The sequence below is a fragment of the Acinetobacter sp. SwsAc2 genome, from assembly GCF_013391465.1.
Taxonomy (GTDB): Bacteria; Pseudomonadota; Gammaproteobacteria; order Pseudomonadales; family Moraxellaceae; genus Acinetobacter; species Acinetobacter johnsonii.
This window is the reverse complement of sequence record NZ_JACBEZ010000043.1, coordinates 1-26,383: the sequence shown is the minus strand read 5'-3', so window position 1 is coordinate 26,383 and position 26,383 is coordinate 1. Positions and strand designations below refer to the sequence as shown.

Here is a 26,383-nt window from a genome sequence, read left to right as displayed (position 1 = left end):
TGTCACTGAATACTCGTCCTAGAAAAGCGTTAGATTGGCTTACACCATTAGAGAAATTTGCTCAGCTTGTTGATTATCATAAGACTTTTCAAACTGTCGCACCTCATGTTTGAATTCGCCATGTATTGTAAGTGAAAAACCAATTAATAATGATGTTATTATTATATATAAGGAAGATGAAAAATTTAAATATGATATGGTGAAACCAGCAACTAAAAAGGATGATACTGATTGTGTTTCAAACTTAACGTTTGTAACTGATGAACCTAACTATTTTTATAATATTGATAAAAGAACTCGAACCTCTATTCGAGGTTATGGTTTTCAGTTAAGTCAAAGCCAAATTATGTATAATAATGGAAAGATTAGAGGAGTAGATCTAATTGGAAATAGTATTCCAAATATTATAACTGAATGTTTTTCACAGGAAGGTTCACATTTTAATATTTGGGGAGGGCACAATAATGAGGAAAAACTATTGCACCGTTATACTTTTTTAGATATGGATATACAGCCATCATGTACTGAAAATGATAAAATAGTTAGCTCAGGCTTGTTGGATTTAAAAAAATAAGAATAAAAAGAAAGGTAATTATATACCTTTCTTTTTAATATTTTTTAGTAAAGAAAATTTATATTCAACTTTTAAAGTATAGAGATATGGATTTTTATCACCCTTCCAAAACTTCTTCCAGCAACTCCTCGCTCGGCGCAAAATAATAAGCACCGTCCACAGGAGTCACAAAATGAAGCATACGGTCATGAATTCCATCACCACTGGTGCCAAACATACGTAATAACATCGCATCAATAATGCTTAAGTCTTTCGTATAGGCAATAAAAAATAAACCTTGCTCACCTTTACCATCGCCATAAGGAAGCGAGTGACGTAGGATTTCCATTTCTTCGCCTTCATCATCTTCAACCACGACACGTGCAACGTGAGAATTTTCAGGCTTAACGTCATCATCTAGTTCAATACTTTCAAGTTTTGTCCTTCCAAAGACTTGCTCTTGAGCATCAACTTTTAATTTTTTCCACTTTTCCAAATCATGACAATAGCGCTGTGCAAAGATAAAAGAGCCATCTGCGAATACTCCTGCATCTTCACTTAATAAAGTCGTTGCAGCACGATCATCGGGGAACTGCGGGTTTTCAGTACCATCAATAAAACCAGTCAAATCTCGACCATCAAAATTGCGGAAACAGACTCGTTCATCTAAAACATCAACTTTATCTTGGATGCCTTCAAAGAAGGATTGGCTAAGGGCAAAACAAATATCGGTACGCTGAGACGCAATATGAATTAAAACATCCGCAGGTGAAACAGGCATATTGAAAGAGCCATAAATGGGCTCTAGCTGTTTAAACCCTGCAGGCGCTGTAGGATGAAGTTGTGCCCAAAGTTCAGGGCCAAAAGCAACAGCTGTTTTAATCTGCGCATGTGGATGTTGGGTAATAAGGCGATCACGAGTTGAAAATAAATCTTCTAATTTTTCTTTAAGTTCTTCAATACTTAAATCTTTTAAACGTAAAACAATAAAACGGGCATGATCTGAAGGTAATGGTAGAATTACAGATTGGGCGGTCATTCATGGCTCCTAAAAAAATTGTTATTTCTATTGGCTGTACTTATTGTGCCTTATGCAGTTTCTGCTTCATAGCCTTAAGTGATAAATTCATTGATGAATAATAAACCCTAAAAGCATGAAAGATCATATAATCTAAAGGTCATTTTTTTCTCAATACCACTATGTCATTTCAAATTTGGCTTGGCTTTGTACTCGCATGTTGGATCATTAGTATTTCTCCAGGGGCAGGGGCCATTGCGTCAATGTCGAGTGGCCTTAACTATGGTTTTCGGCATGGTTATTGGAATGTGCTGGGTTTACAACTCGCCTTGTTGGTACAAATCGGTATTGTGGCGGCTGGGGTAGGGGTGCTCTTTGCCACAACGCCTTGGGCATTTTGGGCTGTGAAGTGGTTTGGTGTGGCTTATTTATTGTATTTGGCTTATTTACAATGGATGGCACCCATCCAATCGATTGACATTCAACAAGAACAACCGACTAAGTCGCGCTCCAAATTGGTGATGTATGGCTTTTTGATCAATATGAGCAATCCCAAAGCAATCGTATTTTTATTGGCAGTTTTACCGCAATTTTTGGATTTGTCTAAACCGCAGTGGAGTCAATATGCGGTGATGGCCGTCACGATGGTCACGATTGATTTGATTGTGATGGCAGGATATACGGGGTTAGCAGCGAAAGTTTTAAAACTCTTAACATCACCGCGACAGCAAAAATATCTCAATCGTACTTTCGCAGTATTGTTCAGTTGTGCGGTGGGACTGCTTAGTTTGGTTCATCAGTAAGTTTAGTCTGCGTCAATTCTACTAAAAACTGTTGTTCGGTAACCACATGTATACCGTGCTGACGAAATAGGGCGGCAGTGATTCCTTCCCCTACAATTTTTTGCCCAGTAAATGAGCCATCATAGATGCCATCACTGCCACAAGATGGGCTATTGGCTTTGAGCACAGCATGGGTAACGTGATTGGCTTGCGCTAACGCTAAAGCTTTGTAAGCACCTTGAATAAAGACCTCGCTAATCTGATGACCATCTGATGAAAAAATCTGTGCGCGGCCTAATAAAACATCAGCACCTGACCCGTGGCGAATTTCTGCTGCGGGACGCGGGGTTGGAAGTCCTGCACTGACTTCAGGACATAAGCTGACATAATTTTTATCGAGCAAAGCTTGAACTAACTGAGAGACTAAGCAGTCTTTGCCGTCATAACGGACTTTTTGTCCGAGTAGACATGCGCTGATAAAATAACGTTTATGGCTCATTTATTTATGTCAGTTTTTTAAACTTCTGCGCGATAAAAATCAACGCAAACAAAATCGACATGGTTAAAACAATGCTGAGTCCTGTAGAGGTATTCAGCCCTGCACTGGACCATAAACCAACCGTCACCCCAGTTTGCGCAATCACAAAGGCCCAAATCACCATTTGTTTTGGAGAGTGGGCAAGCAGTCGAGCGGTAAGTGCTGGAATGACAAGCAAGGCACCCATCAGTAAAGAACCCACTGCACGAAGCGCTAAAATGGTAAATAAAGCCAGTAGCAACATAAAAATCAAACGTTGCCATTTCGCACTGACACCTTCACTGACGGCCATATCAGGATCGATCGCGATTTGAATTTGAGCCTGCCAACTCTTATAAAGCACTGCCAATGCAACAACAATAATAGTGGCAAAAACGGGCAGGTCTGCCCATGTGATCGTGAGCAAATCACCAAATAAATAGCTGAGTAGCTCAGGTCTTAAGCTTGGAATATGTTGAATAAACATCAGACCCGAGCAGAGCAAGGTCGCAGAACAGAGTGCGAGTAATGCGTCATTCGGTAACCGTGGATCATGCAAAACCCAAAGGATCGCCACCAACAAGCCCGCAATAAAAGCCACACCCATCCACAGGGGCAACGCCATTGCTCCTGCAATCGCGACACCCAGTAACGTGCCATGTGCCATGGTGTCGGCAAAGAAAGACATGCGGCGCCATAGCATCAAACAGCCTAGTGGCGCAGTTAAAAAGACCAGAAGCGTACCCATAATCCATGCAGGCAACAGCAGTTGTAACCATTCCATCATGACTTAAGCTTCCGGTTCAGGGTGAATGTGTGGGCGAGCGTCATGCTGACAAGGCATTGCACTATCACCATGTGCGCAGTGATCATGATGATGTTGATAGAACACGCGGTTGGTACCAAAAATAGCTTGATACTCAGGGTGTTGTTGCACGTTTTCAGGCAGGCCACTACAACAAATGTGTTTATTCAAACACACCACACGATGAGTTCCTTGCATGACCCACTGCAAATCATGTGAAACCATGAGCACAGCACAACCATATTTGGCAGGTAAACTGCGCACATAGTCGTACAGCTCAGCCTCAGACTGAATGTCTAAGCCCTGCATCGGTTCATCGAGAACCAAAATATCGGGTTGACGTAACAGCGCACGAGCCAGTAAAACGCGTTGTCGTTCTCCACCTGAAAGCTGCTGTACTTTAGAATTTTCAAGTTTGCTGATCCCCGTATCGTGGATAATTTCTTGCTTGATTACAGGATCGCATTTTTCCAAAGCCAAAAGGTCTTTCACCCTAAGCGGTAGGCTATGTGAGGGATTAAATTTTTGTGGTACATAAGAAAACTTGAGTGGCTTTGTTGTTTTAATGTCGCCAGCATTAGGGTGCACAATACCCAATAACACTTTAATGAGCGTGGATTTTCCCGCACCATTTGGGCCGATCAGGGTCACAATTTCCCGTTCATGTAAGACAAAATCGACATGCTTTAAAATGTCGCGTTCATCGATACGAACACTAATTTGGGAGAGTTCGACCAGAACAGGATCGAGGTTTATTTGTGGCGACACTGCTGACAAATTCCTGAAATTTCAATAATGCTATGTTGTGCCGTAAAACCATCGGCTGCGGAAAGTGCATCGAGTTGTTGTAATAATCCTTGAGCAGAGGCCTCTGTCACTGATTTGCAATCAGTGCAAATGAGAAAGGCGGCTTGATGGCCTTCACGGGGATGGCAACACGGAATATAGGCATTAATCGAGGTGAGTCGGTGAATGAGGCCCTTTTCTAATAAAAAGTCTAAGGTGCGGTACACCGTCGGTGGGGCAGCAGGGCGGTCGGCATTGCTTTTAATTTTAGCCAATAAGTCATACGCACCCATTGGGCCTGTCGCATTCAGGATCAATGCCAAGACTTCTTTTCTTAAGGGGGTTAGGCGCGCACCAGTTGCTGCGCATAAGACTTCTGCTTCAGCCAAACGCGTCTCAACGTTGTGATGACCATGCACATCATGTAAAGCATGGTGGTGTTCGTGAGAACAAGCGCTCATAACAAACCTCAAGTGCAAAATTTATAAAAGAAAAACGACATTAAATCTTAACATGAAGCGCAGAGAGTTTCGATTAGGCATAGGTATTTTTGTCGATTTGTTATATTATAACACTAATTGTATTTCTAGTGATTGCTCCCCATGTCCCGTTTCTTGGCTTTTTTTGCGTTTGCGCTGTTTAGTAGTGTTGCTTGGACGCAAGACTTGGTTGTTTCTACACAGCCGATTTACTTGATTGCACAGGAAGTGACAAAAGGCATTGAAAAACCAACCTTATTGTTGGCCGATCAATCTGGACATGATGTGAGTTTGACCCCAATGCATCGTAAAATCATTCAGGATGCAGGCTTGGTTATTTGGTTGGGACGAGCACATGAAGCACCGCTGGATAAACTCCTGACCCCCAATGATAAAGCAGTTTCTATTTTAGATTCAGGCATTATCAATGCCTTACCACTACGAAATACCCGTGGTGATGCCTTAAAAAATACCATCGATACCCATGTTTGGCTTGACCCAAACAATGCGGTACGTATTGGTTTCTTTATTGCAGGCCTGCGTTCACAGCAGATGCCTGAGTATAAGGAGCGCTACTGGAACAATGCCAGAATCTTTGCTCAGAAAATGTTGCAAGCTTCAGCTATATATAGTCAAAGTACCCAAGCGCGCTCATATTGGTCTTTTCATGATGCCTATCAATACTTGGAGCGACCTTTAAACTTACGCTTTGCAGGTGCTTTGACAGATGACCCACATATTGCACCTACGGTTGCGCAAATCAAATACTTAAATGACAGCCGCCCTTATTCAAAGATGTGCCTTTTGGCCGAAGTGCATGCGAGTCAAGCGCAATATCAAAAGTTGAACCCATTGGTTTTCCAAGCCGTTGACGAAAGCATGACTGGGGCAGGGGATTTTGTCAGCGCATGGAAGCAATTGGCCGATCATGTGCATAAATGTGTGCTAAATGCGCGAAAGTAACGCAAAAAATAAACAATAATTGATTAGTTTAAAAGCAATTTAAACATAGAAAAAAACTCGACTTAGGTCGGGAAAAGATTGCATGTTCAGGGGTGTAACTCTATAATGCCTGCGATTAAAAATAATCATCAGCTAAACTTGTCAAGCATGATTGTTGTGAGTGAATAAATAATGAGCCGAACTAGTCGCTTGATTGACCGACGATTAGCGAAAGCTTTAGTCCTCTTACAAGCATGTATGATTCCTGTTTCAGCCTTGATCGGCTGGGTCGTGAAAGACTCAACCGCAGCCCTGAGTGCAGCATTAGGTGCGCTCGTGTGTTGGCTTGCGACTTGCTATTTTTCATGGCAGTCGTTTCGAGCAGCAGGAGCTCGCGCTTCTAAACAAGTTCTTGCGAACATGTATAAAGGCATGATGGGTAAGTTTGCAATTGTGATTGTTGGTTTCATTTTAATTTTAAGCAATGTCAAACCGTTGTCAGCGGTGGCGTTGTTTTGTGGTTTTATGCTCGTTCAAACCATGACGTGGGTTGCTCCATTTTGGGTGTCGCGTCAACAAAAACGAGTTTAATAAGCACTACAAAAAATTGAAAAGTTTTTTAGGAGATGAACGAGATATCAAGCAGCACGCGATGTTCGTTCTCTCTATTTGTATTTGACATTGACCAGGTGTGATTTATGGCTGCTGAAGAACATGCCCTTACTTCGACCGAGTATATCAAGCATCACTTGACGAATATGACTTATGGCAAAATGCCAGACGGTTCATGGAAGTTGGCTGAGACTGCTGAAGAAGCTCAACAGATGGGGTTCACTGCTATTCACTTGGATTCAATGGGTTGGTCTATCACTCTTGGTGTGATTTTCTGTTTGTTGTTCTGGTGCGTAGCGAAAGCTGCAAACTCTGGTGTTCCAACCAAGTTCCAGTCTGCAATTGAAATGATCATTGAGTTTGTGGACTCAAGTGTTCGCGACACTTTCCATGGCAAATCACGCTTAATTGCGCCACTTGCATTGACCATTTTCGTGTGGATTTTCCTCATGAACGCAATGGACTTAATCCCAGTTGACTTTATTCCGTATACAGCTCAACTGATTGGTGCAAGTGTATTTGGTATGGATCCTCATCACGTTTACTTCAAGGTTGTACCTTCTACAGATCCAAACATTACCCTAGGTATGTCTTTGTCTGTATTTGTATTGATCTTGTTCTACAGTATTCGCGAAAAGGGGATTGGTGGTTTCGTTGGCGAATTAGCACTTAACCCATTTAACCCAAGTAACCCAGTTGCAAAAGCGTTATTGATTCCAGTGAACTTAATTCTTGAATTAGTAACATTCCTTGCACGTCCAGTTTCATTGGCTCTGCGACTTTTCGGTAACATGTATGCAGGTGAGTTAATCTTCATCCTTATCGCATTATTACCGTTCTGGATCCAATGGGTGTTGTCTGTGCCTTGGGCGATCTTCCACATTCTTGTTATCACGCTACAAGCATTCATCTTTATGATGCTGACTATCGTATACTTGAGCATGGCAAGCGAAAAGCATTAATGGTAATGCCCAACTATCACTGGATGGTTGGGCGCACAATTTTTTAATTTAATTTGGTATAAACCTAACCTCTGAGGAATTATCATGGAACTCACTTTAGGTCTAGTTGCAATTGCATCTGCTATCTTGATCGCTTTTGGTGCTTTAGGTACTGCGATTGGTTTTGGTCTTTTAGGCGGTCGCTTCCTTGAAGCTGTTGCACGTCAACCAGAATTGGCTCCACAACTTCAAACTCGTATGTTCTTAATCGCGGGTCTTCTTGATGCTGTGCCTATGATCGGTGTTGGTATTGGCTTGTTCTTCATCTTTGCTAATCCATTTGTAGGTTAATCGGCTTAATTCCTAAATTAAACTATTGAGGAATAGCAATGAATATCAACCTCACATTGATTGGCCAAGCGATTGCATTTGCGATGTTTGTCGCATTCTGCATGAAATTTGTATGGCCACCACTAATCAATGCGATTAGTGAGCGTCAGCGTAAAATCGCTGATGGCTTAAACGCTGCTGAAAAAGCAAAAGCTGATCTTGCGGATGCGCAAGCTCAAGTGAAAGCTGAATTAGATGCAGCGAAAGCGCAAGCGGCTCAATTGATCGAACAAGCGAACCGTCGCGGTGCACAATTGGTAGAAGAAGCTCGTACTCAAGCGTCAGCTGAAGGTGAGCGTATTCGTCAACAAGCAAAAGAAGCTGTTGATACAGAAATCAATTCTGCTCGTGAAGAATTACGTCAACAAGTTGCTGATCTTGCAGTAACAGGTGCTGAGAAAATTCTTAGCCAAAAAGTTGATGCTGAAGCTCACAATGCCATGCTGACTCAGCTGGCTGCTAAACTTTAAGAGAGGCGGATTATGGCTGAACTCTTGACGTTGGCACGCCCGTACGCTAAAGCAGCATTTGCTTACGCTTCTGAGCAAAATGCAACTGACTCTTGGTCATCTGCATTGAACTTGCTCAGTGCTGCGGTGCAAGACGAAGCATTTTCAGCTTTCTTAACTCGCCCTGAGCTTACTCCTGCTGAGCAGGTAAGTCTTTTTGCAAAAGTATTAGGCGAAGACCAAACTGCAGCAGTGTCAAACTTTTTGACATTGCTTGCTGAAAACAACCGTTTGGCGCTTCTTCCTGAAATTTCTGCTGAATACGAGCAGCTCAAATCACAGAATAACAATACTGTGGATGTAGTGATTGAATCTGCATTCCCATTGACTTCTGTACAAGAACAATTACTTGCACATGCTTTAGAGAAAAAATTCGAAGCTGCGGTAAATGTTTCTGTAGAAGTTAAACCAGAGCTTATTGCTGGTGTTGTTATTCGTGCAGGCGACCAAGTGATAGATGATTCTGCGCTTAACAAGCTAGAAAAAATGCGGACTCGTCTTCTTGCTTAATTGCATATGAAGACTGAACTTTAAAAAGATTGAGGTATAGCGCAATGCAACAACTGAATCCATCCGAGATCAGTGCGCTCATTAAACAGCGTATCGGCGATCTGGACACCAGCGCGACCGCTAAAAACGAAGGGACCATTGTTATGGTTTCCGACGGTATTGTGCGTATTCACGGCCTTGCTGATGCAATGTACGGTGAAATGATCGAATTCGACGGCGGCTTATACGGTATGGCACTGAACCTAGAACAGGATTCAGTGGGCGTCGTTGTTTTAGGTAACTACTTAAGCCTTCAAGAAGGTCAAAAAGCGCGTTGCACAGGTCGTGTATTAGAAGTTCCGGTTGGTCCAGAACTTTTAGGCCGTGTAGTAGATGCTTTGGGTAACCCAATTGATGGTAAAGGCCCAATTGATGCAAAATTAACTGATGCTGTTGAAAAAGTAGCACCAGGCGTAATTTGGCGTCAATCAGTGGATCAACCTGTACAAACTGGTTATAAATCAGTAGATACAATGATCCCTGTAGGTCGTGGTCAGCGTGAGTTGATCATTGGTGACCGTCAAACTGGTAAAACAGCGATGGCGATCGATGCGATCATCGCTCAGAAAAACTCTGGCATTAAATGTGTATACGTAGCTATTGGTCAAAAACAATCGACTATTGCTAACGTTGTGCGCAAGCTAGAAGAAACTGGCGCTATGGCGTATACCACTGTTGTAGCAGCAGCTGCAGCCGATCCAGCAGCAATGTTGTACTTGGCTCCATACTCTGGCTGTACAATGGGTGAATACTTCCGTGACCGCGGTGAAGATGCACTAATCATTTATGATGATTTGTCTAAGCAAGCTGTTGCTTACCGTCAAATTTCATTATTGTTACGTCGTCCACCAGGTCGTGAAGCGTATCCAGGTGACGTATTCTATCTTCACTCACGTCTTCTTGAGCGTGCTTCGCGCGTTTCTGCTGACTACGTTGAGAAATTCACGAATGGTGAAGTTAAAGGCCAAACTGGTTCATTAACTGCATTACCAATCATTGAAACTCAAGCGGGTGACGTATCTGCATTCGTACCAACGAACGTAATTTCGATCACTGACGGTCAGATCTTCCTTGAAACATCATTATTCAACGCAGGTATTCGTCCTGCTGTGAACGCGGGTATCTCTGTATCTCGTGTTGGTGGTTCAGCGCAGACTAAGATCATCAAAAAATTGTCTGGTGGTATCCGTACTGCTTTGGCGCAATACCGTGAATTGGCAGCGTTTGCTCAGTTCGCTTCTGACCTTGATGAAGCGACTCGTAAGCAACTTGAACATGGTCAACGTGTAACTGAATTAATGAAGCAAAAACAATATGCTCCATATTCAATTGCTGACCAAGCTGTTTCAATTTATGCATCTAACGAAGGCTACATGGCTGACGTTGAAGTGAAGAAAATCGTAGACTTTGATGCTGCGTTAATCTCTTACTTCCGTTCAGAAAATGCTGCGTTAATGCAAAATATCGATGAAACTGGTGATTACAACAAAGACATCGAAGCTGCAATCAAAGCAGGTATTGAAAGCTTTAAAGCGACTCAAACTTACTAATTTCAACTTCAGTTGGATTTAGTTTTGGTTTGGTTCACGGATCAACCTTCGAGGGCTCGAAAGGGCCTTCGAATACTAGGTTAAGCGTATGGCAAATTTAAAAGAAATTCGCGCCAAAGTAGCTAGTATCAAAAGCACGCAGAAAATTACTCGCGCGATGCAGATGGTAGCAGCTTCTAAGATGCGTCGTGCGCAAGAGCGCATGGCTCAAGGCCGTCCGTATGCCGAAAATATGCACCGTGTAATTGCTCACTTGGTTCAAGCGAATCCTGAATACAAACACCGTTATATGGTTGAACGCCCGGTTAAGCGCGTTGGCTATATCATTGTGTCTTCAGATCGTGGCCTTGCTGGTGGTTTGAACATTAACTTGTTCAAAAAAGTGGTTAAACACGTACAACAGCAACAAGAGCAGTCAATTGAAGTTCAATTTGCTTTAATTGGTCAAAAAGCGGTTTCGTTTTTTAAAAACTACGGCGGTAAAGTACTGGGTGCTACGACAAATGTCGGTGATACACCAAGCCTTGAACAGTTATCTGGTTCTGTACAGGTGATGTTAGACGCATTTGATAAAGGCGAGTTAGATCGTATTTATCTGGTGTCAAACGGCTTTGTCAATGCCATGACTCAAAATCAAAAAATCGAACAACTTGTTCCTTTAGCAACTGCTGAAGAAAACAAGACCCTTAACCGTCAATACGGTTGGGATTATATCTATGAGCCTGAAGCTGAAGAGCTTTTAAATGGCTTATTGGTTCGTTATATCGAGTCTGTGGTATATCAAGGCGTGATCGAAAACATCGCGTGTGAGCAGTCAGCTCGTATGGTTGCAATGAAAGCTGCAACGGACAACGCAGGTGATTTGATCAAGAGCCTACAACTTATTTATAACAAGCTGCGTCAAGCCGCGATTACTCAGGAAATTTCTGAGATCGTTGGTGGTGCCGCTGCCGTTTAACATTATTTTGAATTGAGGAGACAGCAATGAGTAGCGGTCGTATCATTCAGATCATCGGCGCGGTTATCGACGTCGAGTTTGAACGTAACAGCGTTCCTAAGATCTATGACGCTCTCCACGTTGATGGCACTGAAACTACATTAGAAGTTCAGCAACAACTTGGTGATGGCGTAGTTCGTACTATTGCAATGGGTTCTACTGAAGGCCTTAAGCGTGGTTTGAACGTAACGAATACTAACGCTCCAATCTCTGTACCAGTGGGTACAGCGACTTTGGGTCGTATCATGGACGTTCTTGGTCGCCCAATCGACGAAGCTGGTCCAGTTGCGACTGAAGCGCGTTTGCCGATTCACCGTCAAGCACCTTCTTATGCTGAACAAGCAGCTTCTACTGACCTTTTAGAAACTGGTATTAAAGTCATCGACTTACTATGCCCGTTCGCTAAAGGTGGTAAAGTTGGTCTGTTCGGTGGTGCCGGTGTTGGTAAAACTGTAAACATGATGGAGTTGATCAACAACATCGCTAAAGCGCACTCAGGTTTATCTGTGTTCGCTGGTGTTGGTGAGCGTACTCGTGAAGGTAACGACTTCTATCACGAGATGAAAGACTCAAACGTTCTAGACAAAGTAGCAATGGTCTACGGTCAGATGAACGAGCCACCGGGTAACCGTTTACGCGTAGCGTTGACTGGTTTGACTATGGCTGAGTACTTCCGTGACGAGAAAGACGAAAACGGCAAAGGCCGTGACGTACTATTGTTCGTAGACAACATCTACCGTTATACACTAGCAGGTACTGAAGTATCAGCACTTCTAGGTCGTATGCCATCTGCAGTAGGTTACCAACCGACACTTGCAGAAGAGATGGGTGTTCTTCAAGAACGTATTACATCGACTAAGTCTGGTTCGATTACGTCAATCCAAGCGGTATACGTACCTGCCGATGACTTAACAGATCCATCGCCTGCAACTACGTTTGCTCACTTAGACGCAACTGTAGTATTGAGCCGTGACATCGCATCTTCTGGTATTTATCCAGCGATCGATCCACTTGACTCAACTTCACGTCAGTTAGATCCACTAGTAGTGGGTGCTGAGCATTACGAGATTGCTCGTTCAGTTCAAAACGTTCTTCAACGTTATAAAGAATTGAAAGACATCATCGCGATTCTTGGTATGGACGAACTTGCAGAAGAAGATAAGTTGACTGTTTACCGTGCGCGTAAAATTCAACGTTTCTTCTCTCAACCGTTCCACGTAGCTGAAGTGTTTACTGGTGCTCCTGGTAAACTTGTACCGCTTAAAGAAACGATTCGTGGCTTTAAAGGTCTTTTAGCTGGTGAATATGACCACATTCCAGAACAAGCGTTCTATATGGTTGGTGGTATTGACGAAGTAATTGCTAAAGCTGAGAAACTTTAATTAGTTACCTAATTTAGGAGATTCTCATGTCGACTATGCAGTGTGATGTTGTAAGTGTTCAAGAGTCTTTGTACTCTGGCACTGTAACGATGCTAATTGCTAAAGGTGCTGGTGGTGAATTAGGTATTATGCCTGGTCACACGCCACTAGTAACTTTACTCAAGCCGGGTACAATCCGTGTTCTGCTTGAAAACGGTACAGAAGAGTTAATCTATGTATCTGGTGGTGTTTTAGAAGTTCAACCGCATGTTGTTACGGTTCTTGCAGATACTGCAGTCCGTGCAGAAAACTTAGATGAAGCAGCAATTCTTGAAGCGCGTAAACACGCTGAACAATTGCTTGCAAATCAAAAGAGCGACTTGGACTCGGCTGCTGCTTTGGCTGCTCTTGCAGAAACTGCTGCTCAGTTGGAAACCATCCGCAAAATCAAAAACCGCGCTCAATAAGAGACGGTTTGAGATTAAAAAAAGCCACCGAAAGGTGGCTTTTTTTATGTCTGTTGATAAAAATGCGTCAATTGCTTATTTCATAATGAGTTTGTTGGTTTCTTAGTTCTCATTGTTCAAATGGACTGGATTGGTCTGCTGCATACGAGCAATCTTTTTTTTGCATGATAGTGCTTCGTCTTTTAACTGTACGCTTGCTTGTAGAATATTTTGAATACACAATTTTTAAAACTCATCTGAATCAATGCTCCTATGCTTGATATATTTCGTTAAGCAAGGACATAGCTATCTAAAGTTGCATATCTTTTATTCAACAGAAGTTATATTTTGAAAGCTTCTCTGTAAGCGAAGATGAAGATGAACCTGATTGCGCATGAATCCCACTTTTGGGAACTTTACCAAGATTTTGAGCATTATTATCTGAGTATAGCAGTCGATATGAGCTCAGTGGTGTCATGTTGGGACTTGGTGCTGACTTCAGAAGAAATATTACAATATGAACATAGGGGTCGCGCGAGCATTCAGGAGCTGACCAAAGCCATGATTGAAGCAGCTTACAAAGGTGATTTCTCAATGATGGAAGCACGTTTAGCCAAGCCATATGAGCGTCACGCTATGCAAAAGGCCTTTAGAGATTGGTTAGCGCAGAGCAAAACTCAGGAATAGTCTTCATTTTGATGAGGTATGAGCTTAAGGCATTGTTTTAAAATTATTTTAAAAAGCTCTGACGCAATTGGCTGAACATCATGCGGCTAACGGTATCGTGCTGCGTCGCGATCAATTTTTTAATTTGTTCAACCTGAGGCTCATCTTCAGGAATCACAATCTCTGAATCGATTTCGATATCCGAATTGGGCATGGTATTGGATGGTTGTGCAAGCAAATTTGAAGATGGATGTTCGGCATGCCAAAGCTGTGTTTCGAGTGACATGATGTACTTATATTCATCAGTGTTTGGGTTAAACCGTTTATAAATTCTTAAGTCTTGCATTGCATCTTGACGGCTTCGTCGAGGCATATCTGTTTCGACTTCCAACCATTCAGAGATAACCGGATGGATTTCATGTTGCATCAGTTGGTAATAAAGCCAATCGCTGAGCAGGCTATGATCGATGTCAGACAGATATGGGCTGTTGTGTTGCAGCAATTGTTGTAAGTGTTCGAGAACCAAAACTTCTTGCTTTTGTAAGGCATAGCGCGCTTCAGCATCAAATTGTTGGTATTCTTCGGCTGGAATTTCAGTGAAATGTTGCTGTTCAATGAAGGCATCTACAATATGCGTTTGAAATAAGGTATTCCATTGCTCTAGCGCATGAATTTCAAGCTGTTGTAGCTCTTTAAACGCTTTGCTTTGATAGCGAGTAAGCTGAAGGCGTTGAATATTTTGCTGGTTGAGCTCAATTTTTTGTTTGATGTATTCAGCATAAGCGCCTTGTTGTTTGGGGCTGACAGGGCTTACAACATCGACCAAAAGTAACTGCTGCTGTTGTTTGTATTTGAGCCAGTCCTGAATACGTTGAACTTCTTTATGCTCTTTAGAAAAAAACTGTGTTAAGTGTGGCGTGGTTTTTTCAGGCATTAAAAAGTGCATCCCGCCAAAGACGATGATTGCTAAACAGGCGATCACAAGAATGACTTTTTTCATTATAAAAATGTTTTTCTGTGTTTCTTATTTGTACATGGTAGCCTAAAAATGAGAAATAGTTAATGTTTTTTCATTAAAGCTTCAAATCTGTATGGGTAAAATTGAAAATTCACCTTGCCCAAGAATACGAACTTTATACAGTGCATCAAAGCCTTCAGCATAGTGTGGTAGTTCAAATTTTTGAGCGGTGGCTCTGATCCCGACTTCGGGAATGCAGGCTTTGCCTTCACGTAAGTGGTTGCGTTCCAGTGCACCTTTAAGCTCAGTCTCAAAGAAATAGCCAACAATTTCAAAGCCTGCGGCCTGAGCATTGGCAATATAACGCGCCCGATCGGCTAACGTAGGGTTGGTATTATCAATCACCATTTTGGTTTTTGAGGCCAGTCCTGCTTCAAAAATGATTTTTTCACGATGCCGTGTTTTCAGCATATCGAGGTTGATGCGCAAATGGCTATGTGCCAAATTCAACAGATAATAGCTCGATTTTCCCGAAGCTTGGATGCCCATAAAAATAATCAGCTGCATGTGTGAAATCGTGCCTCAATCAAAGTAGGAAAAAACGGTTGTAGTCATTTTCTCCTACTCTATTGTTGAAAGCACCACTATTTAAATGTTTTAAGATTGGTTTGTGTTTGAACTATCATTCTCAGCTTGCTGAGGAATCATCATTGCAGCCAATTTCAACATTTCAGATTGGATTGTACCCATTTGCTGTTGCATCTTTTTAAAGTCGACTTGGCTGAAATCCACCTGTCCATTTAAAAAAGGCGAAGCTAAAACTTGTTGGTTGGCAGACAGTAGTTTTTCACGGATATCATTGATTTCTTGTGTTTTAAGATTCAGGCCATTCAAGGCATTATTGAAACCTGTGAGCTGTTGCTGCAAAGCTGTCGCGGCGTGTTGCAACTGTTGTTGATCATGCTGTTCAATTGCGGCCTGCAAGTCACTTTGGGTTTCTTGCAGCTGAGTGACGTATTCACCTGCTTTTAATTGCATATCTGCCACATCACGCACGATATAGAGCATGTTGCCACTTTTCAGTTCAGCTTTTTCAGGGCTTTGTGTATTCGCAGATTGGTTTTGCTCAGAGGTCTCAGTCTGGATGTCTTGCTGATTCGGCTCTGTTGCTTGCTCACAGCCAATGAGTAGAATGCCTGAACTAAACAGTGCAAAAGGAAGAACTAAGTTTTGTAAAAGCTTTTTCATCATCAAATCAATATTGGGCTATGTGTTTTTTAATATAAGGGCAAAATGTGTAGATAAAATGCTGGGTTTCAAAGTCATAACAAAACTTTTTAAAATAAAAAAAAGAGTGCTTGAGCACTCTTCATTTACAGTAGTTTAACCAGCAATGATTTTAATAATGGAATGATTGCGAATGTCTGTCAGTACATAGTCGCCATTCACTTTAATCCACTGTTGGTTTTTACCGGGTTTGCTGAGTTTTTTGTATTTTTGGTGATCTACTTTATAGGCATTGCTATGGTAAGCGCTTGGGAGTTTTTGACCTGCTTTCCAGTCTTGAGATGGACGGTTGGCTTTTTTGACAGTGGCATGGGTTGGTTGTTGATGTCCATTTGATGTGTGCTTTTGCGCATGTCCATGTGACTGAGCGGTTTGATGTTGCTGATGTTGTTCTTGTGGTGCTGCTAGTGCAGGCAGGGCAATCAATGCGGTTGAGATAGATAAAACTGCTGCTTTTATAAATGTATTCATGAGCTTCACTTCGGGTTGTCTTGAGCGGATAGATGCATCATAGAGTGAAGTGTTTGATTGATCGTGAATGAAGTGTTGTAAAATTATCAAAATAAAGAAGAAATCATGAAGATCGAATCGATTCGAGTGTCATTACTCATTTAAAAAATAAAAATATAAGCAGCCGTTAAATTCGACTGCTTATAAACAGCTTCAGGCTTATTTGGCCAATTCGGCATTGATGGCATCGACAATACGCGGATCATTGGCCGTAATGTCCGGTGCAAAACGCGCAACCACTTCGCCATTTTTATTGATTAAGAATTTCTCAAAGTTCCACAGCACTTCAGGTGGTTCGTTCGGTGTTAAACCATAGTCCACCAAGTCTTTCCACCAAGGGCCTTCACCAATGCGTTCAGGCACCGCTTGGGTGAGCGTTTCATATAACGGATGCTTATCATCCCCAGCAACCGAGATTTTTGAAAAAAGCGGGAAATCCACTTGATAGTTTAAAGAGCAGAATTCTTGAATTTCAGCGTCTGAACCCGGTTCTTGTGCCAAGAAATTGTTCGCAGGAAAACCTAGAATCTCTAAACCCTGTGATTTTTTGTCTTGATAGAGTTTTTCTAAGCCTTCGTACTGCGGTGTGAGACCGCATTTAGATGCCACATTCACCACCAAGAGAACTTTACCTTGGTATTGGTTTAAGTTGATGTCTTCGCCCTGAATGGTTTTGACAGGAATATTATAAATTGAAGTGCTCATTTACGTGTCCTTATACGATGTGCATTTTATTGTGTTGGAAGCGTTCGACAAAGTCACGCCCATTTGTGGATTGATCGCAACAAAAAAGCAAGCCAAGGCTTGCTTTAAAGGGTAGGGAGGTCATTAAGACGCTGGAGCTGCTTTGACTTTTGCTTCTAAAGCCGTTACGTCAGCAATGATCGATTTCTGCAATTCAGTCGCTTTGTTTTGGAGTTCGGTGATTTTCGCGCTATCTGGCGTTGTTTTTGTACTTTCTTTGGTGAGCTCTACACCTAGATCATTGGCGTCTTGCATTTTTTCACGTAAAGCATCTACTTCAGCACTTTTTAAGGTTAAGGCATCTAATTCATCATTAAATTGCTTCACATAGGTTTCTGTTTTTTCAACCATGGCTTTAATTTGAGCGGGATCCTTTTTCTCTAAGGTTGCACTCACTTCTTTTTGAAACGCGGCGGCTTCTTGAGCTTTGGCATTCGATAGCGTTTGTACGGCTAACAAATCGGCTTGAATATCGGCAATATTATTATTGCTATGATTAGCAACGATAGTGGTTGCTTCGGTTGAGGTCGCTTCAGATGCAGACGTCGTTTGTTCAACGGCTGGCTCAGTTCCTTTTTTTTCGCACGCAGCCAAAGTAAGAGTAGCCATACAAACTGTGGTTAAAAGTAACTTTTTCATAACGACATCCTTCTATCGGGAAATATGTTTTTGTAGGCCAGAGTCTAAGAGCAATGACCAATCAATTAAAAAATACGTTCGCTAGAACAGCATCAATACGATGCAGAGATCGTTGACATTGTTCTATGGTGTTTTTGTAGAGTGAAGCTGCTGAAATACATCAATTTATTGAAATGTGTAGTTTTATATTGTCTTAATATTATGTTTTTTATGAATTTTATATTTTAAGATAAATGTATCAATTATGTGTGATACCCAAATGATATTCGAATAAATCATAAAAATGTTTTACCATTCATTTAAATTTTGCAAACAAAAGCTAAACGGGAAAAAGAATGAGTACCACACCACAACGTATGTATTGGGCTTTGAGTCTCCCTATCATTGCCGTACTCATTTGGTCGATCAATATTGTCGTTACGCGTTATGTAGCTGATTTCATTTCGCCAGTCAGTATTAGTTTTTATCGGTGGTTCTTTGCATTCATTCTGTTAACGCCTTTTGTCGTGCGACCTTTATGTCGTCAGTGGGCATTAATTCGAGCGCATTTGGGTCAGTTGGCAGTGCTAAGTGCATTTGGTCTGGTGTTGTATCAGGGCTTAGCCTACACCGCAGCGCACTATACGACTGCGACTAATATGGGACTGATTAATGCCTTTATTCCGATCTTTACCATTTTTGTTTCACTGCTGATCTTAAAAGATATTCCAAATCGTTTTGCGATGATCGGGAGTATTTTATCTTTTGCAGGTTTGGTGTATATCATTGGGCAGGGCAATCTTGCGGGCTTAGTTCAATCAGGCGGGCATTTGGGTGATGTCCTGATGGTGGTTGCGGTATTCTTCTATGCCTTTTATGGGGTGTTTTTGAAAAAGTGGCAATTGCAAATTCCCTTGATGTTGAGCCTCTATGTGCAGATCTTTTTTGCACTGCTTTACCATTTACCTTTTATTGCCTATTTCGGTCTCGATTCAATCAATAGTCAAAATGCGGCAAGTGTTATGTATGCCAGCATTTTCCCTTCTTTGGTTGCGCCTTTACTGTGGATGTTGGCCATTACCCATTTAGGGCCGAATCGAACCAGTATTTTCATGAACTTGATGCCAGTCTTTACCGCAGTGATTGCCTATGTCTGGTTGAAAGAGGCGTGGACGGTTTATCATACGGTCGGTGGTGTGGTCATTATCTGTGGCATTTTACTGGCACAGCGTAAAACAGCTTTAAAAACGGCACCTTTAGTAAACTCGATGGATTAATTTTGGTTGAAAATCGATCATTTAAATTATTTTTTTAATAGAATAATTCATTAATAAGTTAATTTATTAATGCTATTTTAGATGATTAATGTATTTAATGTATATAAAAGCTGATTAAAAATAGGTAGATAATTTGAATTATAATTTAATTATCTCAATTAATCAGCGTTTTAACGCTGTTTCTAATATAAAAAATCTATTTGTTTAGAAAAGTAATTTGTTACATAATACGTCCACTGCAAACTTAGGCGAATGTAAAAACGGACATTAAGTGTTTGCTCATCAGTTTTCAGACCCTCTGGATGTGATTACACATCCTTTTTCATGCTCAGCCATCCCTATATGGCTGAGCTTTTTTTTATCTATTTTTCAGTAAAAATCCTGAGAAAGAGCACGCTTTTAAGCACGAACCACTGCGCCAGTTTCGGCATCGAGTATGCGACTCGCTTCTTGGCTCAAGCCTAGATCACCATTCAGATAATTCACTTGTTGTGCAAAGTAGTGATTGGCATCTTGTAGTGAACGAGCAGGTGGCAATCCAGCGGGGTTGGCACTGGTGGAGACAATAAAGCCTTGAAAAGCATTGCAAAGCGCCACACAAATCGGATGTGTGGTTACCCGTACAGCAACTTTAGGGTGATTGCCTTTAATCCATTTCGGAATGTGTTCATTTGCAGGTAACAACCACGTGGTTGCGCGTTCTGATGGACTGCTATCGCTCCAGCTGTCGATCACTTGTTGACGGATGTGGGGATCTAAATGTTCTAAAAGCGGTTCAACTTGAGCAATTTGCCCAGCCAGTAAAATTACCCCTTTTTCAATCGGGCGTTGCTTAATCTGCAAAATATCTAGAAAGGCCTGTTCGTTATACGGATCACAGCCTAAACCCCATACTGCTTCTGTTGGATATGCTAAAACTTGACCTTGTTTTAAACATTGCGCCGCTTCAGTCACAGAGGTGGTAATCATTACACTTTGTACCTTTTATTGATTCATAAAGGGTTATTGTGAACCTTATTGGCTGGAACGGCAACGCAGATAATTGCCAGCTTGTTGTTGTGCAAGCCCCAAAATTTCCAGTTCCATTAACTGGCTGGTGAGTGTGGCAATATCGGTGTTAAGTTTGAAATTAAGTTGATCCATATTTTGTCCCACCCAATCCAGTTGATTATAAAGTTCGAGTAAATTAGATGGGATCTCAATACTAGCGCTTGGGGTGGTTTCTTGTGACTGGGATTGGCTATGCCATTGAGTGGGGAGTGCCAAGTCTTCAATGATTTGCTCAGGATGATCGACCAAAATCGCCCCTTCTCGGATCAGTTGATGACAGCCTTGATGGTGTTCACTGTAAATATGACCGGGAATCGCAAAAATGGTTTTCCCTTGCTCTGCGGCTCTTTGGGCTGTTCCTAGAGAGCCACTTTTGAGTGCTGCCTCTGCAACCACAACCCCTAAACTCAGTGCACTGACGATGCGGTTGCGTCGTGGAAAATTATGCTGTAAAGGCGGTGTATGTGGTAAAAATTCAGTAATAATACAGCCATTATTTTCTAATATTTGCGTACGCAGTGTTTGATGTTGGGAAGGATAAGTGAGATCTAAGCCCGTGCCCATCACTGCAATGGTACGTTGATATTTTAAGCCGCCCTGATGTGCCGCTGCATCAATGCCTTCAGCTAAACCACTGCAAATATAAAAGCCCTTTTCGGCGAGGTAATAGGCAAAGTCATAAGCCACTTGCTTGCCGTGCGGACTGGGTTTTCGACTGCCGACGATAGCAACTTGAGGCTGGAGTAGACTTTGTGGATTGCCCTGACCAAATAAAATCGGTGGTCGGTCAGCATAGGGCAGCAGCTGCGAGGGATAATGACTGTCAGTATCAAGTAAAATAAAATCACAGCTGGCTTGGACGTCCTGCAGTAAAGTTTGTAATTTGAGTTGGCCAGCAGGCGTTTGGATTTCTGTGACACGTTGTAGATGGCTTTTGTGTAAGCCGAGATTTGGCCAGATCTGAAGATTGGAGGCAGCAACAGCTTTTGTGCTTGTGCCAAAATGCTGCTGTAGTTTTTGAAAGCTCGATAAAGAATGCTGAACTAAATACCACAGGGTGATTGTTGCAATCTGTTCATGTGATAAAGAGTTCAGCATATATACACCTTAAGGCAACGGATTATTCATCCACTACAGAGGGAGAAATTTTCGCGCCCAAGTTCATTGGTAGTTCGCTGTCGAGCACATAAGCATAGCTGACACGGTCAAAGGTTTTAAATACCATGATGTTGCCGATACGCTCCGTTGGAAGGGTCAGTTTTTCATTGGTTTTCGGATCACGAATTTCTTGACCCTTTTGACTAACCGAGAACACATAACCCGATTGAACGCCATCCACTGTGCCACGGTCAATGGTTACAACTGAATGCTTCGCAGCTAGACCAATCGAACCTTGAACACGAATCACTTGTCCACCCCCAGTCACATCTTGTGCATGTGTTGGGTAGAACAAGGTTGGAAGCATGGCGTCGTATTCAGGCAGTACGCGATAACCACGACGTACTTCAGAATTATACGAATCTGTGATTTCTAAAGTGGACATGTCATTTTCACCACGAATGGCAATGGCTGAAGCAACCTGAGTCAATTCTAGACCTAGATTTTGTTTTTTGCCCTCTGCATCCGTCACAATGTAAGGTTCGCCTTCACGGTAAATCGCGTAGCGTTGACCGACTTCAATGCCTTGGCCACGTGCATAAACGGTTTGACCTTTACCTGCAATCACACGCTCATCGGCAGCACCGACGATATACGGTGTACCTTCCAAAGATTCCTCGGAAAGAATGGTACTGTGTTCAAGCCAGTTTTTAATGTATTCCAGTGGAATGACAGGAATGGCATTGTTTAAAGATTCAACACGTGCTTGAGGTTGAAGTTTAGTGCCGCCTGTATAACGACGAATGATCCCTTCACAGCCATCACCTTCATCTTTACCAATAATTGGACGGCCTTCATGAGTACACATCAGTAAGCGGTCACCCGGGAAAATCCAATGCGGATTTTTGACGTGTCTATTGCTGGCCCAAATTTCAGGCCAACGCACAGGATTGTTTAGGAAACGTTTAGAAATATCCCACAGGGTATCGCCTTTTTTCACCACATAAACATTCGGTGCATTGGCTTTTAAAGCAGGCGGATTGTAATTTCGTGTAGGCGCAGCTTGAGCTGTTGAAATGATGCCTGCGCCAACACTTACGCAAACCGCAAGTGCTAGCATGTGTTGCTTAAACCCCAAGGCACTAAAAGATGGCATGCCCATAAAAACCTTTTTCATTATCATAATTCCTAAAATTATGTATGTAGTTGCGTTATAATAACGATATTACACACATTTTTTTGATCAAGCATTCCCTTCATTTGGTTTTTTGATCAATGGCATAATTGAGGACGCAGTATGGCCTTATTACCTATTTTAAGTTTTCCTGATCCCCGTCTTCGTACCATTGCAGAACCCGTCGAAGAAGTTACTGATGAAATTCGTCAGCTGGCTGCAGATATGTTTGAAACCATGTATGAAGCGCCAGGCATTGGACTTGCCGCGACACAAGTTGATCGTCATATTCAGTTGATTGTCATGGACTTATCTGAACATAAAGATCAACCTTTGGTATTCATTAACCCCAAAGTTACCCCATTGACTGAAGAAACGCAGCCCTATGAAGAAGGCTGCCTATCAGTTCCCCAAATATACGACAAAGTTGAGCGCCCGTCACGCGTAAAGATCGAAGCAATTAACCTTGAAGGTCAAGCATTTGAGATCGAAGCTGACGAACTTCTCGCTGTTTGCATTCAACATGAAATGGATCACTTAAATGGCAAATTGTTCGTCGACTATTTGTCACCACTAAAGCGCCAACGCGCACGTGAAAAAGTGGAAAAATTGACCCGTCAGCGCCAAAAAGACAAAGTGGCTGTAAAACGCGGTTAAGTTTTTTGCTTAAAAATCATCTTTAAAGTGAGCCCAATTTCAATTGGGCTTTGTTATACTGGCCGCGTTCTCAATTCGGATGGAATGGATTGTTTTTTAGAGCTGCGTTGCTACTGTCTTGTGTAGCCGTGTTTTTACAGATTGCTGTTTTTTTACAGCCTTTACTACCGACGCAATATCAAATTGCGCCGGTCTGTGAAACTATTTCGCGTGCGCTTTTACTCAAACCAGTTGAACATCTCAGTTCTCATGCTGAAAAGCATTCCACACATCATCATGAAATGCAGGCTCAGCATGAACTCAGTTCACAACCTGCCGAACACAATCATCATGATGCAAGTCATCAATGCCAATACTGTACGGTATATGGCAATCTCGTGTTGCCGCCTGATTTAGAGTTAAAAGCGGTACTTGACCGTATTCAAGTCCGTTTAATTGCATTCCAAAAAGCCTTTGTGCATGTTTGGTTTGCACTGCAACAACTCTTCTTACTGCCTCAAGGGCGAGCACCGCCACTGTTTGTATAAACCTAGACATATATTTTTCGGGTCTTAACGGACTCTAGCCTAGTTGTATTTATAGATTCAGTGAGAATAAAAATGGCTCAGCCTACATTCTTTTTACAGCCTCTTGCGGCTGCGATTTCTCTTGCTTGTTTTTCAAGCGTAGTATTTGCCGCTGACGCAGACAGCGCACACATTTTAGCGCCTATCGTGGTGACGGCTCAGCAGGGCAATGATGCCCATGGTCTGATTGTACATGCCGACCCTAAACAACCCACTCAGCCAATTCCTGCGGTTGATGGTGCAGCCTACCTACAAAGCATTGTGGGTTTTAACCAAATCAAAAATGGCGGCGCGAATGGTGACGTCACCTTCCGCGGTATGTTTGGCTCACGTATTAAAATCCTCACAGATGGTACGGAAAATTTAGGTGCATGCCCAAGCCGTATGGATAATCCTGCTTCTTATGTTTCTCCTGAAAGCTACGACAAAATCACGGTCGTAAAAGGACCACAAACTGTTCAGTATGCGCATACGGGTTCAGCCGCAACTGTTATTTTTGAACGTGAGCCTGAACAACTCACTTCGGAAAAACCTTATCGCGGGCAAGCCAGTGTCATGCTTGGCTCTTACGGTCGTTTGGATCAGAATGTTGAAGCCGCTGTTGGTGATGAAACGAAATATGCACGTTTAAATGCCAACCGTTCGATTGCAGATAGTTATCAAGATGGCGCTGGCAATACGGTTCCGTCCGATTGGGAAAAGTGGAATGCAGATCTAGCGCTGGGCTGGACTCCGAATGAGGACACATGGGTAGAGCTGAAAGGTGGGAAGAGTGATGGTGAGGCAGTCTATGCTGGACGTAGCATGGATGGTTCTAAGTTTGCTCGTGAAAGTCTAGGTTTACATGTTGAAAAGAAAAACATTGGCGAGGTGATCAAGAAAGTCGAAGCGCAAGTTGACTATAGCTATAACGATCATGTCATGGATAATTTTAGTTTGCGAAAATTTAATCCCGCAGATGGTATGTCAATGCCGATGGCTTCAAATGTTGCTCGTAGGACTTTAAATGTACGGGTTGCTATGACGCAGGACTGGGGACAATTGCAACTTATTTCAGGTATTGATAGTCAAAAAAATGAGCACACTAAACGTAGTGGCAGCTTAATGTCTCCTTATCAAAATAAAGCTCGTGTCGGAGATATGGATTTTGAGTCTTATGGGGCTTTCGGTGAACTGAGTTATGTATTCAATGATCAGCATAAACTGGTGACAGGTGCACGCGTCGATCAAGCGAAGATTGATAATTTAGCCACTAATACAGAACGTAAAGAAACTTTGCCAAGTGGTTTTATTCGAATTGAAAGTGAGCTTGCGGAACATCTTAAAACTTACGCAGGTTTAGGTTATGTAGAGCGTGTGCCTGATTATTGGGAATTGTTTAGTACCAAATACCATCAAAGTACAGGTACGACCTTTGCCGATTTAGAGAATGAAAAAACCGCGCAGTTTGATGCAGGTTATCAATATGAACAGGGTGCATTTAAATCATGGGCTTCAGTTTATGCAGGTTTGATTCAAGACTATATATTGGTGGCATATACTCCGACAGGTTCAATGGGGCGGTTGGAAGCCAAAAGCCGAAATGTCGATGCAACCATTGCAGGTGCTGAAGCAGGTGTGGCTTACCAGTTGACGGATCAAATTCAAGCGGACATCAGTGCCATGTATGCATGGGGTGAAAATACAACGGATCACACTGCTTTACCGCAAATTGCACCATTAGAAGGACGTTTCAATCTACGCTATGTGCAAGAGAAATATAATCTTGGTTTGTTATGGCGTGTGGTGGCAGCACAAGATCGTACCAGCTATCGAGAAGGTAATATCATTGGATACGATTTAGAAGACAGTAAAGGTTTTGGAACGCTGTCTTTAAATGGGACTTATAATATCCAAAAAGATCTAGACCTTTCAGTCGGAATAGATAATGTGCTGAATAAAAACTATGCCGAGCATTTGAATAAACTTGGAAGTTCAGGTTTTGGTTATGCTGCAACAGAACAATTTAACAATACAGGTCGCAATTATTGGGCTCGAATCAGCATGAAGTTCTAAATATATTGAGAAGATCGGAAGCAGCCATTCTAGAAATAGAATGGCTGTTTTGGGTTCTAAGATAGAAATTGACTGAGAAAACAGCATTGTGAGTGGATATTCACCATAAAAAGTAGAAAGAAACAGCGATTTAAATAAAATATTTAAATATTATTTCGATATATTTTTATTTAAATGAATTAAAACAATATATTAAGTTTAATTTGTGCGAGTGTGATGGTGCGGTTTAAGGCGCTAACTAGGAAGTAGATAAAATTATTAAAAAACATTTTACATAAATAACAGTAACTTATAATTTTATGAGTTTGAAAAATAAACATACAGAAATATTTATTGAGAAAAGGTGTTGCAAGGGATTAGAAATGCTGTAGAATGCACATCCATCGGCGGTGATGTTGATTAAAACTTGTTGAGAAACAAGGATTTAGCCCAAGCGGTAGAATCTGGAAGTCTTGAATAAGTTTAAAAATAATTAACAAAACCAGT

At 42.0% G+C, this 26,383-nt stretch carries 30 protein-coding genes and 2 pseudogenes; 18 read left to right on the top strand and 14 right to left on the bottom strand.

Annotated features, from left to right (window positions below):
- Together HYI04_RS15050 and HYI04_RS17005 are read left to right on the top strand one after the other, a co-directional pair.
- Positions 1 to 113, top strand: a pseudogene (locus HYI04_RS15050) (IS30 family transposase); the annotation flags it as partial.
- An 8-nt stretch (positions 114 to 121) separates the two neighbouring features.
- A pseudogene (locus HYI04_RS17005) lies at positions 122 to 574 on the top strand (hypothetical protein); the annotation flags it as partial.
- Between the two features lie 97 nt (positions 575 to 671).
- On the opposite strand, the gene HYI04_RS15040 reads toward HYI04_RS17005, so the two are convergent.
- Positions 672 to 1,592, bottom strand: a complete 921-nt coding sequence (locus HYI04_RS15040) for a Dyp-type peroxidase (RefSeq protein ID WP_159153417.1) — start codon at positions 1,590 to 1,592, stop codon at positions 672 to 674.
- Positions 1,593 to 1,753: 161 nt separating this feature from the next.
- Here HYI04_RS15040 and HYI04_RS15035 point away from each other — a divergent pair, with 161 nt between their 5' ends.
- Positions 1,754 to 2,374: a LysE family transporter gene (locus tag HYI04_RS15035; protein WP_159153416.1), complete on the top strand. Its 621-nt coding sequence runs from the start codon at positions 1,754 to 1,756 to the stop codon at positions 2,372 to 2,374.
- Here HYI04_RS15035 and HYI04_RS15030 read toward each other — a convergent pair.
- The 4 genes from HYI04_RS15030 to HYI04_RS15015 are packed head-to-tail and all read right to left on the bottom strand — an operon-like array spanning position 2,355 to position 4,922.
- Positions 2,355 to 2,852 (bottom strand): DUF523 domain-containing protein, encoded by a 498-nt coding sequence (locus HYI04_RS15030; protein WP_159153415.1) that lies wholly within the window; start codon positions 2,850 to 2,852, stop codon positions 2,355 to 2,357. The two genes, HYI04_RS15035 and HYI04_RS15030, sit on opposite strands and share 20 nt — an antisense overlap.
- A 4-nt stretch (positions 2,853 to 2,856) precedes the next feature.
- Positions 2,857 to 3,657, bottom strand: coding sequence for a zinc ABC transporter permease subunit ZnuB (gene znuB / locus HYI04_RS15025; RefSeq protein WP_159153414.1), 801 nt, complete (start codon positions 3,655 to 3,657; stop codon positions 2,857 to 2,859).
- A 3-nt stretch (positions 3,658 to 3,660) separates the two neighbouring features.
- Positions 3,661 to 4,443 (bottom strand): zinc ABC transporter ATP-binding protein ZnuC, encoded by a 783-nt coding sequence (znuC, locus tag HYI04_RS15020; protein ID WP_159153413.1) that lies wholly within the window; start codon positions 4,441 to 4,443, stop codon positions 3,661 to 3,663.
- Entirely contained in the window at positions 4,428 to 4,922 is a 495-nt protein-coding gene (locus HYI04_RS15015) for a transcriptional repressor (protein ID WP_058868677.1), read from the bottom strand. The genes znuC and HYI04_RS15015 overlap by 16 nt, the downstream gene beginning before the upstream one ends.
- 141 nt (positions 4,923 to 5,063) lie before the next feature.
- On the opposite strand from HYI04_RS15015, the gene HYI04_RS15010 reads away from it, so the two are divergent.
- The 11 genes from HYI04_RS15010 (at position 5,064) to HYI04_RS14960 (ending at position 13,924) form a co-directional block, all read left to right on the top strand.
- The gene (locus HYI04_RS15010; protein WP_058868678.1) at positions 5,064 to 5,903 is read left to right on the top strand and encodes a metal ABC transporter solute-binding protein, Zn/Mn family; all 840 of its coding nucleotides are present in this window, start codon (positions 5,064 to 5,066) and stop codon (positions 5,901 to 5,903) included.
- A 171-nt stretch (positions 5,904 to 6,074) separates the two neighbouring features.
- The gene (locus tag HYI04_RS15005) at positions 6,075 to 6,473 is read left to right on the top strand and encodes an ATP synthase subunit I (RefSeq protein WP_004684416.1); all 399 of its coding nucleotides are present in this window, start codon (positions 6,075 to 6,077) and stop codon (positions 6,471 to 6,473) included.
- A 107-nt stretch (positions 6,474 to 6,580) separates the two neighbouring features.
- Positions 6,581 to 7,456 carry a F0F1 ATP synthase subunit A gene (atpB, locus tag HYI04_RS15000; RefSeq protein WP_178896337.1) on the top strand — a complete coding sequence of 292 codons (876 nt, stop codon included), beginning with the start codon at positions 6,581 to 6,583 and terminating at the stop codon, positions 7,454 to 7,456.
- Between the two features lie 84 nt (positions 7,457 to 7,540).
- Positions 7,541 to 7,786, top strand: a complete 246-nt coding sequence (gene atpE, locus HYI04_RS14995) for a F0F1 ATP synthase subunit C (RefSeq protein WP_000424060.1) — start codon at positions 7,541 to 7,543, stop codon at positions 7,784 to 7,786.
- A gap of 38 nt (positions 7,787 to 7,824) precedes the next feature.
- Positions 7,825 to 8,295 carry a F0F1 ATP synthase subunit B gene (locus tag HYI04_RS14990; protein ID WP_004684420.1) on the top strand — a complete coding sequence of 157 codons (471 nt, stop codon included), beginning with the start codon at positions 7,825 to 7,827 and terminating at the stop codon, positions 8,293 to 8,295.
- Positions 8,296 to 8,307: 12 nt separating this feature from the next.
- Positions 8,308 to 8,844 carry a F0F1 ATP synthase subunit delta gene (locus tag HYI04_RS14985; protein ID WP_004984037.1) on the top strand — a complete coding sequence of 179 codons (537 nt, stop codon included), beginning with the start codon at positions 8,308 to 8,310 and terminating at the stop codon, positions 8,842 to 8,844.
- A 44-nt stretch (positions 8,845 to 8,888) separates the two neighbouring features.
- Entirely contained in the window at positions 8,889 to 10,433 is a 1,545-nt protein-coding gene (gene atpA, locus HYI04_RS14980; protein ID WP_004684423.1) for a F0F1 ATP synthase subunit alpha, read from the top strand.
- An 88-nt stretch (positions 10,434 to 10,521) separates the two neighbouring features.
- Positions 10,522 to 11,391, top strand: coding sequence for a F0F1 ATP synthase subunit gamma (gene atpG / locus HYI04_RS14975; RefSeq protein ID WP_004984038.1), 870 nt, complete (start codon positions 10,522 to 10,524; stop codon positions 11,389 to 11,391).
- Positions 11,392 to 11,417: 26 nt separating this feature from the next.
- Positions 11,418 to 12,812: a F0F1 ATP synthase subunit beta gene (gene atpD, locus HYI04_RS14970; protein WP_004684425.1), complete on the top strand. Its 1,395-nt coding sequence runs from the start codon at positions 11,418 to 11,420 to the stop codon at positions 12,810 to 12,812.
- 26 nt (positions 12,813 to 12,838) lie between these two features.
- A complete protein-coding gene (locus HYI04_RS14965; protein ID WP_010325652.1) occupies positions 12,839 to 13,258 on the top strand; it encodes a F0F1 ATP synthase subunit epsilon in 420 nt (139 codons plus the stop codon).
- Positions 13,259 to 13,615: 357 nt separating this feature from the next.
- Positions 13,616 to 13,924: a hypothetical protein gene (locus HYI04_RS14960; protein WP_058868680.1), complete on the top strand. Its 309-nt coding sequence runs from the start codon at positions 13,616 to 13,618 to the stop codon at positions 13,922 to 13,924.
- A 43-nt stretch (positions 13,925 to 13,967) separates the two neighbouring features.
- Here HYI04_RS14960 and HYI04_RS14955 read toward each other — a convergent pair whose 3' ends face one another.
- From HYI04_RS14955 to HYI04_RS14930, 6 genes are all read right to left on the bottom strand, one after another.
- Complete coding sequence (locus tag HYI04_RS14955; protein ID WP_159153412.1) at positions 13,968 to 14,903, bottom strand: hypothetical protein; 936 nt, start codon at positions 14,901 to 14,903, stop codon at positions 13,968 to 13,970.
- 81 nt (positions 14,904 to 14,984) lie between these two features.
- Positions 14,985 to 15,428, bottom strand: a complete 444-nt coding sequence (locus HYI04_RS14950) for an AAA family ATPase (RefSeq protein ID WP_159153411.1) — start codon at positions 15,426 to 15,428, stop codon at positions 14,985 to 14,987.
- Between the two features lie 90 nt (positions 15,429 to 15,518).
- Entirely contained in the window at positions 15,519 to 16,109 is a 591-nt protein-coding gene (locus HYI04_RS14945) for a hypothetical protein (protein ID WP_017396937.1), read from the bottom strand.
- Positions 16,110 to 16,244: 135 nt separating this feature from the next.
- A complete protein-coding gene (locus HYI04_RS14940) occupies positions 16,245 to 16,619 on the bottom strand; it encodes an RcnB family protein (protein ID WP_062031766.1) in 375 nt (124 codons plus the stop codon).
- A 198-nt stretch (positions 16,620 to 16,817) separates the two neighbouring features.
- Positions 16,818 to 17,363, bottom strand: a complete 546-nt coding sequence (locus HYI04_RS14935; RefSeq protein WP_058868685.1) for a glutathione peroxidase — start codon at positions 17,361 to 17,363, stop codon at positions 16,818 to 16,820.
- A 123-nt stretch (positions 17,364 to 17,486) separates the two neighbouring features.
- Positions 17,487 to 18,041, bottom strand: coding sequence for a hypothetical protein (locus tag HYI04_RS14930; RefSeq protein WP_005401885.1), 555 nt, complete (start codon positions 18,039 to 18,041; stop codon positions 17,487 to 17,489).
- Positions 18,042 to 18,376: 335 nt separating this feature from the next.
- Here HYI04_RS14930 and HYI04_RS14925 point away from each other — a divergent pair, with 335 nt between their 5' ends.
- Complete coding sequence (locus HYI04_RS14925; protein WP_004684446.1) at positions 18,377 to 19,297, top strand: DMT family transporter; 921 nt, start codon at positions 18,377 to 18,379, stop codon at positions 19,295 to 19,297.
- A gap of 399 nt (positions 19,298 to 19,696) precedes the next feature.
- Here the strand turns inward: HYI04_RS14925 and HYI04_RS14920 are convergent, their stop codons facing one another.
- The 3 genes from HYI04_RS14920 to HYI04_RS14910 are packed head-to-tail and all read right to left on the bottom strand — an operon-like array spanning position 19,697 to position 22,622.
- Positions 19,697 to 20,266 carry an L-threonylcarbamoyladenylate synthase gene (locus HYI04_RS14920; protein ID WP_159153410.1) on the bottom strand — a complete coding sequence of 190 codons (570 nt, stop codon included), beginning with the start codon at positions 20,264 to 20,266 and terminating at the stop codon, positions 19,697 to 19,699.
- A gap of 45 nt (positions 20,267 to 20,311) precedes the next feature.
- Positions 20,312 to 21,445: a DNA-processing protein DprA gene (dprA, locus tag HYI04_RS14915; RefSeq protein ID WP_159153409.1), complete on the bottom strand. Its 1,134-nt coding sequence runs from the start codon at positions 21,443 to 21,445 to the stop codon at positions 20,312 to 20,314.
- Between the two features lie 22 nt (positions 21,446 to 21,467).
- A complete protein-coding gene (locus HYI04_RS14910; protein WP_159153408.1) occupies positions 21,468 to 22,622 on the bottom strand; it encodes a LysM peptidoglycan-binding domain-containing protein in 1,155 nt (384 codons plus the stop codon).
- Between the two features lie 120 nt (positions 22,623 to 22,742).
- Here HYI04_RS14910 and def point away from each other — a divergent pair, with 120 nt between their 5' ends.
- From def to HYI04_RS14895, 3 genes are all read left to right on the top strand, one after another.
- A complete protein-coding gene (gene def / locus HYI04_RS14905) occupies positions 22,743 to 23,276 on the top strand; it encodes a peptide deformylase (protein WP_004684452.1) in 534 nt (177 codons plus the stop codon).
- Positions 23,277 to 23,365: 89 nt separating this feature from the next.
- A complete protein-coding gene (locus HYI04_RS14900) occupies positions 23,366 to 23,803 on the top strand; it encodes a DUF2946 family protein (RefSeq protein WP_159153407.1) in 438 nt (145 codons plus the stop codon).
- A 72-nt stretch (positions 23,804 to 23,875) separates the two neighbouring features.
- On the top strand, positions 23,876 to 25,897 hold the full coding sequence (locus HYI04_RS14895; protein WP_159153406.1) for a TonB-dependent copper receptor: 2,022 nt from the start codon (positions 23,876 to 23,878) through the stop codon (positions 25,895 to 25,897).
- The last annotated feature ends 486 nt before the right edge of the window (positions 25,898 to 26,383 follow it).